At 45.3% G+C, this 12,795-nt stretch carries 15 protein-coding genes and 1 pseudogene; 9 read left to right on the forward strand and 7 right to left on the reverse strand.

Features of this window, described 5'->3' with window-relative positions; all coding sequences use genetic code 11:
• The first annotated feature begins 16 nt into the window (after positions 1–16).
• Entirely contained in the window at positions 17–1,831 is a 1,815-nt protein-coding gene (gene mrdA / locus QUA71_RS03625; RefSeq protein ID WP_333282241.1) for a penicillin-binding protein 2, read from the forward strand.
• A gap of 96 nt (positions 1,832–1,927) precedes the next feature.
• On the opposite strand, the pseudogene QUA71_RS03630 reads toward mrdA, so the two are convergent.
• The 3 genes and pseudogenes from QUA71_RS03630 to QUA71_RS03640 form a co-directional block, all read right to left on the reverse strand.
• Positions 1,928–2,377 (reverse strand): annotated as a pseudogene (locus QUA71_RS03630) (Uma2 family endonuclease); the annotation flags it as partial.
• 135 nt (positions 2,378–2,512) lie between these two features.
• The gene (locus QUA71_RS03635) at positions 2,513–2,668 is read right to left on the reverse strand and encodes a hypothetical protein (protein WP_333282244.1); all 156 of its coding nucleotides are present in this window, start codon (positions 2,666–2,668) and stop codon (positions 2,513–2,515) included.
• Positions 2,669–2,977: 309 nt separating this feature from the next.
• Positions 2,978–4,009 (reverse strand): hypothetical protein, encoded by a 1,032-nt coding sequence (locus QUA71_RS03640; RefSeq protein WP_333282247.1) that lies wholly within the window; start codon positions 4,007–4,009, stop codon positions 2,978–2,980.
• 103 nt (positions 4,010–4,112) lie between these two features.
• Here QUA71_RS03640 and QUA71_RS03645 point away from each other — a divergent pair, with 103 nt between their 5' ends.
• Both QUA71_RS03645 and QUA71_RS03650 read left to right on the forward strand, forming a co-directional pair.
• Positions 4,113–5,048 (forward strand): metallophosphoesterase, encoded by a 936-nt coding sequence (locus tag QUA71_RS03645; protein WP_333282249.1) that lies wholly within the window; start codon positions 4,113–4,115, stop codon positions 5,046–5,048.
• 27 nt (positions 5,049–5,075) lie between these two features.
• Positions 5,076–5,558, forward strand: coding sequence for a PD-(D/E)XK nuclease superfamily protein (locus tag QUA71_RS03650; protein WP_333282251.1), 483 nt, complete (start codon positions 5,076–5,078; stop codon positions 5,556–5,558).
• Between the two features lie 86 nt (positions 5,559–5,644).
• Here the strand turns inward: QUA71_RS03650 and QUA71_RS03655 are convergent, their stop codons facing one another.
• Complete coding sequence (locus QUA71_RS03655) at positions 5,645–6,520, reverse strand: DNA adenine methylase (protein ID WP_333282254.1); 876 nt, start codon at positions 6,518–6,520, stop codon at positions 5,645–5,647.
• A 274-nt stretch (positions 6,521–6,794) separates the two neighbouring features.
• Here QUA71_RS03655 and QUA71_RS03660 point away from each other — a divergent pair, with 274 nt between their 5' ends.
• The 4 genes from QUA71_RS03660 to QUA71_RS03675 all read left to right on the forward strand — a co-directional run bounded on the left by QUA71_RS03660 (position 6,795) and on the right by QUA71_RS03675 (position 8,853).
• On the forward strand, positions 6,795–6,998 hold the full coding sequence (locus QUA71_RS03660; RefSeq protein WP_190657763.1) for a DUF751 family protein: 204 nt from the start codon (positions 6,795–6,797) through the stop codon (positions 6,996–6,998).
• 341 nt (positions 6,999–7,339) lie between these two features.
• Positions 7,340–7,732, forward strand: coding sequence for a PadR family transcriptional regulator (locus QUA71_RS03665; RefSeq protein ID WP_190657761.1), 393 nt, complete (start codon positions 7,340–7,342; stop codon positions 7,730–7,732).
• Positions 7,733–8,051: 319 nt separating this feature from the next.
• Complete coding sequence (locus QUA71_RS03670) at positions 8,052–8,585, forward strand: cofactor assembly of complex C subunit B (protein ID WP_190734228.1); 534 nt, start codon at positions 8,052–8,054, stop codon at positions 8,583–8,585.
• 88 nt (positions 8,586–8,673) lie between these two features.
• Positions 8,674–8,853, forward strand: coding sequence for a hypothetical protein (locus QUA71_RS03675; RefSeq protein WP_333221169.1), 180 nt, complete (start codon positions 8,674–8,676; stop codon positions 8,851–8,853).
• A 70-nt stretch (positions 8,854–8,923) separates the two neighbouring features.
• On the opposite strand, the gene QUA71_RS03680 is transcribed toward QUA71_RS03675, so the two are convergent.
• On the reverse strand, positions 8,924–9,247 hold the full coding sequence (locus tag QUA71_RS03680) for a DUF3155 domain-containing protein (RefSeq protein ID WP_006635576.1): 324 nt from the start codon (positions 9,245–9,247) through the stop codon (positions 8,924–8,926).
• A gap of 106 nt (positions 9,248–9,353) precedes the next feature.
• Positions 9,354–9,521: a hypothetical protein gene (locus tag QUA71_RS03685; RefSeq protein WP_333221171.1), complete on the reverse strand. Its 168-nt coding sequence runs from the start codon at positions 9,519–9,521 to the stop codon at positions 9,354–9,356.
• Between the two features lie 121 nt (positions 9,522–9,642).
• On the opposite strand from QUA71_RS03685, the gene QUA71_RS03690 reads away from it, so the two are divergent.
• Both QUA71_RS03690 and QUA71_RS03695 read left to right on the forward strand, forming a co-directional pair.
• Positions 9,643–11,028: a GAF domain-containing sensor histidine kinase gene (locus QUA71_RS03690; RefSeq protein ID WP_333282260.1), complete on the forward strand. Its 1,386-nt coding sequence runs from the start codon at positions 9,643–9,645 to the stop codon at positions 11,026–11,028.
• A gap of 28 nt (positions 11,029–11,056) precedes the next feature.
• The gene (locus QUA71_RS03695; protein ID WP_333282263.1) at positions 11,057–11,749 is read left to right on the forward strand and encodes a hypothetical protein; all 693 of its coding nucleotides are present in this window, start codon (positions 11,057–11,059) and stop codon (positions 11,747–11,749) included.
• A gap of 619 nt (positions 11,750–12,368) precedes the next feature.
• On the opposite strand, the gene QUA71_RS03705 is transcribed toward QUA71_RS03695, so the two are convergent.
• A partial coding sequence (locus QUA71_RS03705; RefSeq protein WP_333282266.1) for an ATP-binding protein occupies positions 12,369–12,795 on the reverse strand: 427 nt, incomplete at its 5' end.

Raw genomic sequence — 12,795 nt, forward strand, 5'->3', positions numbered from 1 at the left:
GAGCAGATTAATTAATATGGCTGGCGATTTTTCTTTTAACTCTAAAATCCGATTAGACAAAAATGGCTTGGACAATCCTGCACGGCAACGCAGCCGCTCGCTCCAAGTTATGATTTTTATGCTGTTCGTCACTACCTTGGTGACGCTACCAATATTTCGTCTAGCCGAACTGCAACTGGTACAGGGAGCCTACAACCGACAGCGGGCGGAAAATAACCGCATTCGCCCTGTTTCAGTCCCAGCGACTCGCGGTCAAATTTTAGACCGCAGCGGCCAAATTTTTGCGGCAAACCGCGTATCTCGATCGGTCTATGTGTGGCCAAAAGAGCGATCGGCCCAGGAGTGGCAAGAGATCGCCGCTACACTCGGCCCGATCGTCAAACTTCCCGCGGCCGAAATTATCAAAAAAATCGATGCCGTTGGCTACAAATCAGCCCTACCAGTGCGAATTAGTAAAGATATCGATGTCGGTACTTTCGTCGCTTTGGGAGAACAAACTAATGCTTTGCGGGGAGTTGAAATTCGCGTAGAATCGAGCCGAGACAATCCCCACCAGCAATTAGCAGCTCACCTTTTGGGATACGTCGGCGAAGCTAGTTTAGAGCAATTAAAAGCTAATCCTGCATATCCGATGGGGATGCTCGTCGGTCAAATGGGAGTTGAAAAATTAGCCAATTCAACTTTAGAGGGCGTTTGGGGAAACCGTTTAATCGAGGTGAATGCTAAGGGCGAGGAAATCCAAGATTTAGGTGTAAAAGAGCCTATTCCCGGCAAACCGGTGCAGCTAACTTTAGATTTAGATATGCAGAAAACTGCGGAAAAAGCTTTGGGCGATCGCCTAGGTGCAGTTGTGGCGATCGACGTGAAAACCGGCGCTCTTTTAACAATGGCTAGTTGGCCGACATTTGATCCCAATATTTTCACCCGCAAGGTAACTCAAAAAGAATGGGATCGGCTGCAAGGGCCAGAAAAACCCTTTTTAAATCGAGCAGTTCAAGGTTATCCAGTCGGTAGCACTTTTAAAATTGTCACTGCTGTAGCCGGCATGGAGTCGGGCAAGTTTTCTCCTGACTCTACTTTGGTAAGTTCTTCTTCAATTAACATCGGCGGAATTTCCTTTAACGAACACGGCGCCGGTTACGGCACGATCGGTTTCCGCGATGCTTTGGCCTACAGCAGCAATACGTTTTTCTATCAAGTAGGCATGGAAGCCGGGCCGGAAGAAATGGCGAAATGGGCTAAGAAAATGGGCATTGGCGGTACTATTAATTTAGAACTTTTGGGGTTGGAATCCGCCAATCACGGTCAAGTTCCGATCCCAGCAGAGAAACAGAAAATGTATGGGGAAGATTGGTATGTGGGCGATACGGTAACAATGGCGATCGGTCAAGGTTTGGTACTTTGTACTCCCCTAGAATTGGCAGTGATGGTGTCAACTATTGCCAACGGTGGTTGGCGAGTGCAGCCACATTTGTTGGCTTCTCAAACCAATACGCCTGTTACTCAAAAAATTTCAACAGGTATTAAGCCGGCAACTTTAAATGTCATTAAACAAGGATTGATTGAGGTGGTGAAAAAAGGTACAGGCCGCGGCTTGAATGATGGTACTATTCCTTTAAGTGCGGGCAAAACTGGAACGGTGGAAATGCCCGGTCATCCTGACAATTCTATGTATGTGGGTTTTGCTCCTGCTGACAAACCTGAAGTTGCGATCGCAGTTATAGTTGAAGGCGGCGGATATGGTGCTGTAGCGGCGGCACCAATTGCTCACGAGGTATTTAGAACCTATTTTCAAAAGCAGGGTTTTAAACCTACTAATAAGCCTCTATAGTCATTAGTTAATTGTTGACTGTTGACTTTTGACTGTTCCGATTTTTTGTTATACTTCGATCGCACTATCCTTGATATCTGGGAAAAGTGCGATCGATCAAAAATTTTCCCCTACCACTCGTCTCACTTCCACGGTCGATAAATTCATCATTTGCGCTACCTGTTCCAGACTCATTCCAGAATTTAAAAGTTGAGTTACGAGCTGGCGCAATGTTGACTCCGCCGCCAGTCGTCCCAGGTTTTCTTCCTTGTGAGTCTTCAAAAACTCACCCGTTTCAGGAACTCTCAACCTCAATTCTCCTGAAATTATATGCAATTCCCGTCCCAGCACTTCACTGAACAACCACAGCGTATCGAAAGCGATATAGTTGGCTGCAATCGGCTCGTACTGATTGTTTATCAAACCTACTCCCTGTAAAATGGGATTCAGATAATCGGCCCACGGATCGTACTGAAAATATTCCCTAACTCCCAAAGACCCATAAATTTCTGGTTTAGTTTCTTGGTCTTTCGTATGAGTTGTTGCCGAAGTAATTTCTAACACAAAATCTGGAGGAAGTCCGCCTTATTCCCAAACTTTATAATTATCCCTTTGGTGGTTGGCAACTCTAAACACCACATAAATATCCCGAGCAAAAACCGCTTGGTTGTTCCCTTGTTCATAATAAATGAAAGAATTAGCTCACAGGTAAAAATTAGAACGTTCTTGAAAGTAAAGCTTGACAGCTTCTACACTGTAAGTCATGTAATCGCGCGTGATGCCGCTTTCAGCCCTCGGGTTTCCGTCGCTGCTGGGATATTCAATTTCTACTTGTTCGACTTGAGTTAAAATTGTCATTTTTCAATTTTTCTCAAAGTTAATTAATTTAATGTAGGGTAAATAAGCGTTCTAAGGTTTCTAGTGAGAACTTCATTCCTAGTAGTTTTATGAGGACTGAAGTCCTCACTACAAACCTATTTAATTGTGGTCGTGACCGCTGACATCATATGATTTAATGCTAGCCTTCTGTCGGAGGTGGGAAAAGTTCGATATTGCTCAAACAAATCAACAGCCGTAAGGTACGCAGGGAACACGCTACATAATTAGGTTCTGCGTCTTGGACTGTAAGGCTGGTAAGATGATGTACAGATACAGACTCTTTAAATTCTAATTAATCCCTCTATCTAAAATAATCATTTCCGAACCAACAACCGGACTTCTAGCTATTAACTTGCCTTGCATATTCGCAATTTCTAACTTGCTGAAATCGAGTGCGTTAGCCTCCTTCCACATCTTCGTTGCTAGTTGATTTTGCTCAACTTCGCTGAGTTTGTACCAATCTTCAGCGACTTTTACTGTCAAAATGCTGCTGGAAAAATTAGCTTGAACAGACTCAACTAAACTGCCGCCCAGTCGATTCTTAATGTCAGTAACTTGATTTTGAATCGCAGCAATCAGAGACTGTTCGGGCGTCAGCGGTGGCGGTGGGATAATTTCTACTGGTTGCGGTTTCTCCGGAGCCACTAAATCGGGCAACTTGCTTTTGAATTTAGCAGAGATTGGCTTAGACGGTGCGATCGCCTCTGGGGATTTCGGCGTTCCCGGCCCCACAAAATCGTCAAAGGTTGGCGGCGATTGCGGCGCTGCTGCCAGAGGCACTTTTGCTAATTTCTCCGGCGGTTTTGCCGAGAAACTATTGAAAGTTAAACCGACTACAACGATCAGAATTGCTGCTATGGCGGCGTTTAAAATTGGATCGGACAGCTTCTGGTTCGTAGATGGTGGCAGTAGCGATCGCACTAACCGCACAATACTTTGCCAAAGTACACCGGCGTTCTCTAAAAAGCTCCCTTCCCTGCGTTGGGATACAGGCTTTTTATCAAATTTTACAGCAACTTTTGGTGGCACGCTGTTAACTTCCGCAGCAACAGCGGGAGGAGTTACTGTTGCTGAGTCAAAAGCGGTGGGCGCGATCGGCTTTTGGGGCTGCAACGGGGGTTCGGCTGGTAATTTTTTGCCTTTTTTTCCCAAATTCCCAATCGAGGCAATCAAAGCATTGATTCTCTGATTTTTGGGAACCGCGCTGCTGGCATTTTGAGTTTTGCTGCCAGTGGGGGCAGACTTTGCAGCCGAATCAACCTGCGGTGTCGGAGATTGAGACGGTTCTGGAGTTGACTGGTTTAGTTGTTCTTCTGACATTTTCTCTGCCTTGGGGCGTTGCAAATATATCTAAAAGCGATAAATTTTTAGTTGAGCCATCTCAACCTTAATTTATCATTTCATTAGTTGTAACTGAATCAAAATGAGCATCAAACGCCGTCACTTTCTAATTTTAGGCAGTCTCAGCAGCTTAGGTTTGGCCGGAGTCTGGAAAATGTTTCAGCTTCGGACTGCCTGGGGTACAGACGCCAAGGCTGCTGTGCCTTCTAACGTTGAGGCAGAAAGGGCGAGCGTCCCATTGCCGGCCTCACCGCCTATTTTACGCTTTATTTCGGTGGCCCACACCGGTACCGGCGCTGAAGGTCAGTATGCTGTGGCTGAGGCGATGGCGCAATATCACCGGGAAAACCCTTTTAATGTTGCTGTTCTCGCCGGCGACAATATCTACAATAACGGCGAATTTGAAAAAATTAATGCTGTTTTCGAGAAGCCTTATCAGCCGTTATTGCAGCAAAACGTAAAATTTTATGCTTGTCTGGGAAATCACGACATCCGCACTGGTAACGGCGACCAGCAAGTTAAATATGCTGGTTTTAATATGCAAGGTCGCTACTATACTTTTCGCCGCGATCCGGTACAGTTTTTTGCTTTAGATACCAATCACAATGCTGACTGGGAAAATCAGCTTGTTTGGCTGGAAAAAGAGTTGAGTCAGAGCACCGCACCTTGGAAAGTTGTGTTCGGTCACCACCCGATTTATTCCTCTGGCGTCTACGGATCGAATCAATCTTTTATTAAGAGTTTGGCGCCTTTGTTTCAAAAGTACGGCGTGCAGCTTTATATCAACGGACACGAGCACAGTTACGAACGCACTCGCTCGATTAACGGTACGACTTATTTAATTTGCGGTGCCGGCGCGGGCACTCGTCCCGTGGGGCGTTCTGAGTGGACGGAGTATTCTGCTAGCCGCCTGAGTTTTGCGACGTTTGATGTCTATGATGACCGGATGTTTGTCAGTTCTATCGGTACTGACAAACGGGTTTTCGACCGAGGGGTGATTCAAGTGCGATCGGCTTAATTCAGATTATATTCAGGAGCAAACAAAATGAATAGGGGTTTTAGAGCCAATAAAACTGGTTTTGTTTTAGAAACAACTGTAGAAGGTACGTTGAGAGGCCACGGATATCTCGAAATATGCCCCCAGTTGCCGAAAAAGCGCAAGCGAGATTGGCTCTTAATCTCTACTGAAAATCCCAAGCGATATGCTAAACAGGTTTATATCGGGTCTAGCATTTATGAAACTGAAATAAATGTCGATTTTTATATTGTGGGTTCCGGTTTGTTTCCTCGGGGTCTAATTGTTGAGTGCAAGTGGCAAGAAGACAAAGGTTCAGTAGACGAGAAGTATCCTTACCTCAATTTAAATATTAAAAATTGTTATCCGGTGCCAACTATTGTTATAGTGGGCGGTGACGGTATGAGGCAAGGTTCGATCGACTGGTTTAAAAAACAAATTCCTGAGAATCAAAATCTGTTGGCAGTTTACAAGCTCGAAGGTTTTATTACCTGGGCTAACAAATATCTGTAACAGGAATTACAAAACTTTGCCGAGTGTCGCAACCACGTATTGCTCATACAAAATATGCTTAATTAGAGACTTGGCTTAAGTAAGATTTAAAATGAACGTATTAATAATTCCTGGATTTTTCCGCGTTTGAGACTATTACAATTAATTCCCCTTGAGGCTGATATTTCAATGAGTTTTGGTAGAGACTTCTTTGGAAAAACTTGAGTATCACTGTAGATTTTTTCAATAAAATCGCAGTTAGAATTAGACAGCATAACTTTCACGCCCCGTTCTGCAAGTTCTGCAAAAATATCTCTCAGTTTAAGCTGTTCCGATTCTTTGAAATTATCGCGGCTGTAAGTCGTGAAGTTACTGGTAGCACTGATTGGATAATAAGGCGGGTCAAAATAAACAAAGTCTTCGCTGCTTGTAGCAAAATTCAAAATTTCCTCGAATTTTCTGACTTCTATTTGAGCGGGCGCGAGTAAAGATGAAACCGCTCGCAGTAAATCTGCTTGACAAATGTTAGGATTTTTGTATCGACCTATGGGAACATTAAATTCACCTTTTGAGTTTTCTCTGTAGAGGCCGTTGTAACAAGTTTTATTTAGGTAAATCAGGCGTGCTGCTTTTTCTGTATCTGTTTTGTAGGAGCGCGATCGCACCCAGTAATAATAATCTTTATTGTCCCTACTATGTTCTAACTGATGCTCCTCTAAAAGTAGAATCAGTTCCTCAACTTTATCCCTGACACAGCGATAAGCATTAATCAACTCAGGATTAATATCTGTTAAAACAGCTTGCAAACCAGGGTGCTGCTGTGCTAAGTAAAAAAATACAGCTCCGCCACCCAAAAAAGGCTCGTAGTAAGTTGTGAACTTTTCAGGAAAATAAGGTTGATATTGTCCAATCAACCTAGTTTTGCCTCCTGCCCATTTCAGGAAGGGACGTGGCAAGACGAAAGAAGTTGCGGCAGCAGACATTTATCTAGAAATAACGGCCCTATAATATTTATCACAACTAGAACTCAATAGAAATACTTCTGAAGTTCTTACCGGAGGTCGCGTGGCATTAAACAGACAGTGCCGGAGCCATCGGCGAAAAGTTTTCGTTAGAATTATATATGTCAGCCTCGGCGGCAAAAATGCCCGATCGCCCGATCGGCAGATTTAGCTTCGGCTGTGCCAAAATTGTCTAACTCGCTCACAAGTGTTACCAGTCAAAGATGGTGCTGTGACACTTTACCCCACCAAGCTCATGCAAGATTTTATTAATAACGTCTCTCGCTACCCGCGCTTTTTCATCACGATATGTCTGGGAATTTTCTTTTTCCTGTTCGAGCGACTCAAACCCCTGCTCGATCGACCGGCAACTGCAATCGCCCTGATTAGTTCGATTGTAGCGACTTTTGTCTTTCTAACTTTTACACTGCGCGCCATGTTAGGCCTGAGTTCGGTTTAAAGCCAAGCTAAAGCGCAAATATCAACGGCAAATTCAGTTAAAACACTAACTTCCAAAGTAACTGCCAACTCTTGCAGGCGATCGCACACTTGACAAGAGTCGCTGCGATAGATTGGAAGAGGAAAAAATTGCGCTAGTTACGGCAGTGCTCCTCAACAAAGGGGCAGGCAAACATTACCGAAGTGCAGGACAAGCCTTTGGGGCCATCAACATTCACTGGGGAAATACTGCACCTCTGTTTCCCCGATGTCCACTTAATCCTTAGGAAGCGGCATCTCCCGCCCCGCTTTCCTCTCCCGTTAACCTGACGGTATCACGAGAGTTTCCAGCGGACAAGACAGATGAAGTTTGAACATATCTATCAATTTTTTCAAGACCCCCCTCCTGTTTATCTAAACAAGGAATTAGCTGTGTGCTACATTCTCTCCGTGTTATTGCGCGGAGATTCCTACGGTACAGAACTGATTGGCCAACTAGAGAGGGAATTCCCCATCTACCGACTTTCTGATACCGTTCTTTACAGCGCTTTGAAATTCCTCGAAGATGAAGGCGTAATCACGGGTTACTGGAAAAAAGTAGAAGGACGCGGCCGCCCCCGCCGGATGTATCAAATCCTCCCTGAGTGGCGGCACCAAGCTCAAGACCTAGCTCGTCTCTGGCATGAGTACATCGGTCAGGGAAACGGCGCGTCCGATCGTCGTTCCCGCGCCTTAGAAACTGGTCAGACGGGTTAACCGAGTTTGAATCGGATGCCTAAACCCAAGAGAAGCTGGCGCTACTTGCAAAGCGATTTGCCCGATTGCCTTCGCTTTGCTCGATCGCCCGCGGCACAGCTATTAAAGCAGCTACACTACGTCAGGACTTACGCATTGTCACTTGAGAATTAGCGACGATGGGGAGATATGGGAATTGGGTGATGCAGAGCAAAACCTCTTGCTACAAAGCTTTCTGCGAATTTTGATAACAAAGTGTCTGCGTAAGTCCTCGATCGCTTTCGTATGTCAAGTTCTGTAAAGTAATAGTAGAGAATTTCAATTACACAAACTTCTACCGATGGATACTGCTGTTCTTCCTTCAACATTTGTGCTAACGCTACTGCTGGCTGTTGGCTTGTTTTTCTTCATCAAGGCTTCAGTCAAAGATCGAATCGAACAAGTCAAGCTGGCTTCCGAGAGCGCCCAAGAGTTACTGTTAGCCGACTTACAACAGTATTTTGCCGATAGAGCTTACCGAGTTGCAGCCGTCGATGCCCCCAACTATAAAGTCACGTTTGAGGGTTTTGTGCGGCCGAGTTGGTTTCTAGCTATTTTTCTAACTCTGCTGAGTGCAGGCGGCGCTCTGTGCTTGGGGCTGGTTTTGGGGATGCTAGTTCCCCAACAGGGTCAAATTTTCCTAGCTTTGGTACTGCTGTCCCCGCTGGCGGGGGTATTTTACTGGAAAAAAGCTGGGCGCTCTGAGCAAGTCTCCCTCAAACTCGAATCAGTTGCTGAGTCTGGAAGCCAAACCAAGAGCTTTGTTACTGTCAGAGCTCACCGCGATGAACTAGCAGCCATGCAAAAAGCTTTAGATTTGAAACCGCTCGATTAAAAGTTTGACGCGGAACGTTTTTTGATATGCTAGATGCCGTAGTTAGACTTCGATCTGACAAACCGATGACTCAAGAGGGGCTTCCTCGTTGGCTGTTTTTTTGATCCACTTGTTCGATCGACCAAACAGTAAAAAAAACCATTATCGTGAAAGTGCCAATTGTGGCGATCGCCCTTGGGCTGCGATCGAGCCTTTTGCGATGGCTCCTTATACCCTAATTCCTAAGGACTTTTCGCATAAATTTCAGTTGGCACTCTCCAGACAATGAGAACTCTCGCGCTTTTGTTAAAAGACTTAGAAAAACATTGCTGTCAATGTTTTGAGCTAAACATTTTGAGCTATGCGCGGCTGGCTGACACCACAGGAATTTTTTCTGTGGTAGCTTCCAACATCACCTTTAAGCTGGGAAACAAGAAATGGTTCTCTTCTACGTATTGGGCTCCAAATAAACCTTTTTCAGCCCAGAAGTATCTGTCAGTGGTATGCTCGTTACGCTTGACTAACAGCAAAGCTGGGGGAGCAATGCCTTCTGCATGGATGAACTTGCGAGCCGCTGTTACGGGTTTATCTTCGCCGCTCTCGATGCTATATTGAGGCACACACTCTAAAATTCTGCGTCCTTCTTGTCGGCGGCGACTCTTGCGTTTGCGTCTCCTGGCCAATTTCTTTACCTCCTCTGTGAGCAGACAGTATGAGCAGACAGGTTGTAATGATAGCTACCAAATCCGAGGCCAGTATATCCGTTCTAGCTCAAAAATTCAACTGTTTTTAATATATCGACATAATCTTAACATTCCTGCCGATCGACAAAAGTGTAGCGGTTGTGGTATGGTGGGCCGCAACTTCCGGCAAGAGCCAAGCTTGGGGATCGGTGGAAACTACGCGGACCCGGATGCGGGGCAATTTGGGTTCATGAAAGCCCCATGCCTTCAACATAGCTGGCTTCTATCAAAGCGAAAAAACCTGAAATCTAAAAGTCTCTCATCAGTAATCGGTAGCCGCTCGTTTGTAATTTACTTAGAATTCCGTTAGATATCTTAATGTGGCGCTCATGTTAATGCCAGCCAGTTCCGAATTTGTCAAACTTTGCCGCTCGCAGGTGGCCATCGCCGTTAGTTTGGGAGCGAAATTCAGCGCGGTATACCTGACACAAGAGTTGGTAGAAGGCAGCGAAGCAAAGTTGGTGCAGATCGCTGTTTACCCAGAAACCTCAGCCGAATCGGAAGAAAATCAGGGGTTGAGGTTGCAATCTTCCGAAAGCTCGACAGTCAAACCGGTACCGCGACTGCTGGCGCCGCCTCTTGTGGCAGAAGAATCAACGGTAGAGGCGATCGCACCCGAGCGACTTCCGGGTGAGGAGCGCAGTTCCCATCAGTGTCAAGGCCCGGAGAATGTGTGGCAGCAGCGCAGGCAAATTGTGACGCCTCTGATACACGAGGGAGCTGTAATGGGACTTCTAGTCAGCGGTCGGCAAGACAGACCTTGGAACGAGCGAGAGGAGGCTCAGATACAACAAATTGCTCGCACCTTAGCCCTAGCCTGCATTTTAGACCAGCGATCGCAGTGGATGCAGCAGGAATTGGGTACGAGTCGGCAAATCCAGGCTCAGGTTTACGACACGATGCACAATTTGCTGCACCAGTTCAAAAGTCCGCTGACAGCGTTGCGAACTTTTGGCAAGCTGTTAACGCGGCGGCTGGTACCGGAAGACAAAAACCGCAATGTGGCTTTTAGTATTGTCCGAGAGAGCGATCGGCTGCAAGAGTTGCTCGGCCAGTTCGATCGAACCGTTGACACCGGCGAAGCACATCTAAAACTGCGATCGGGTACTTCAGAAAAAGCAATCTCCAATGTGGAATCAATGCGGCATTCTCCTCTGTCGCTGTCACCTGCTGCCAATTTGCAGGAATCCTGTTTTGTGGCAGAAGTCTTAAAACCGCTGTTAATTTCCGCCGAAGCGATGGCATCTGAAAGGAATCTGAAATTAGTAGCCGACATTCCGGCGGATTTGCCACCTGTCTGGGCGAACGATCGAGCTTTGCGCGAGGTTTTGAGCAATTTAATTGACAATGCTTTGAAATATACCCCTGGCGGCCGCCAAATTTATATTAAAGTAAGGTACAAAGCAGCGGATGGCGATCGGGCCGGATACAGCCAACTGCCTGCCATAGCAGTTGCAGTCAGCGACACTGGTTCCGGCATTCCCCCCCAGGATTTAGAGCATTTATTTGAGCGGCACTACCGGGGAGAAAAAGCGCAGACCGAAATTCCTGGGACAGGATTGGGTTTGGCGATCGCCCGGGATTTAGTCCGCCAAATGCAAGGAGAAATAGAAGTATTTTCCCCAGTCAATCCTGAATGGCTGCCCTCAGCAGAAACTAATTTATTATATCCAACGGAGCGTGGCACTACATTTGTGGTTTGGCTACCCGTGAATAAGTAACGATCCCTATTGAGCAGAGACATTTTTTATGAAGCATCTGCATTTATTCGATCAAATTCCCAAGCTGTCAAATTCTTTAGAACTTTTCAAAAAACACTTTTTTCGTGTACGGTTTTTAGCGGCTTTTAACATTCTGACTGTTCTGATTTTGGGCTGGCTGAGCGTATACGCAAAACTCAACAATCAGGGAGACGGAGTTGAACGCCTGTTTAGCGATCCTTTTAATTTCTGGTTTCCTTACGAAGGCATTTTAACCGGAGTTTCCGAAATCCTCTGGTGTGCCCCAGTCGCACTTTGTGCATTTACTTTCGGAGTGCTGCGCCATAAAAATCCGCGCAGTCGAGCGGCAATCTTCTTATTTTTTAGTGCTTTACTACTCGGAGTCTTTTTCCTGGATGACAGGTTTCGGATGACTTTGATTATTTCTCGGTTGGGAATATCTAAGAAATTAATTTATTTGTGTTATGGTAGTGCTGTTTTCCTTTACGGAGTTAAGTTTTGGCGATACATGAAAACCACTCCTTACCTGCCATTAGTCGCAGCCTTTCTCTTGTTCGCTATCTCTCGGTTTGCGGATATGTTAAACTTGCAAAGTCAAGGAGTACACGCGATGTTAGAAGATGGCACTAAATTATTAGCTCTTCTGAATTTAGCCCTGTATTTTTGGCACGTATGTCATCAGGAAGTTTGGCGGCATTTGCAGCAAAGCAAAGATCGTTGAGCAGATGGTATTACAAAAAAAGGCGTTGCTGAATTAGGGTATCACTAAGCAACGCCGGCGATCGCATACGATGCAAATAATTTCTTTGATTTTGATAGGGCATCGGAAGATGAGCAAACTTTAGATAGTGAATTAATAGTCGAAGGGAATGTCTGAGCAACTTGTTGCGTGATGTAGAATAACAAAAAGTTTTTCCTGTCAAACGAGCTATCAGGATGTGTTAATCTTGTATTTACGCGCTCAACAATTCAGCAGCGTTCTAATTGATGTATCACCGGGTTCATAGGCTTTAACTATTTTTTTACGAAACTCGATCGAATAAAGTGTTATTTGAGCCACTTATCTACTGAATGCAGTGTACTAAACATACATGGAATTTGCTGTATTTTTACGGCACAGTTGGTAAAGGCTTGGAAGAGATTGTTAAAAAATATATTAAAAACCAACACAATTAAGTTAGAAGAATGCGGCTTTCATCCGCAGTGCCTATCACCACCCCTTCAGGGGTGGGGATAGGCGCCAAAAAAGTCTGTCAGAATTCTGATTACTTAGCAATTAGCAATTACCCGGTTCTCATGCAACTGAAAACCGCTATACGATCAATTGCCAGATGAGCTTTCTAAGCCATAGCTACCGCGAGATGGGGTGCTATACAGATAGTAGGCATCTCAATAATAAACTGCGTTCCCTGCTCTGGCGTAGAAATACAATCCAATTGAGCGCAGTGTTTTTCTAGCAGAATTTTTTTGCTGATTGACAATCCCATGCCTGTACCTTTTCCGATTGGTTTAGTAGTAAAAAAGGGAGTGAAAAGTTTAGCACGAACTTTCTCGGTCATGCCAGCGCCATTATCGGCAATTGTTATCCGAATGCCTGAACCCGTGCTAATGTTCTCCTGCGAACTACCCGGTATGACTTCAGTACGAATCAAAATCTGCGGGTAAAAAACTCTACCCTCTTCTCTACTTCCCCGCTCTTCCAAAGCATCTATAGCATTCGCTAAAAGGTTCATAAACACCTGATTAAGCTGACCTGCATAACAGGTC

It is taken from the genome of Microcoleus sp. MON1_C5 (genome assembly GCF_036701875.1).
GTDB lineage: Bacteria > Cyanobacteriota > Cyanobacteriia > Cyanobacteriales > Microcoleaceae > Microcoleus.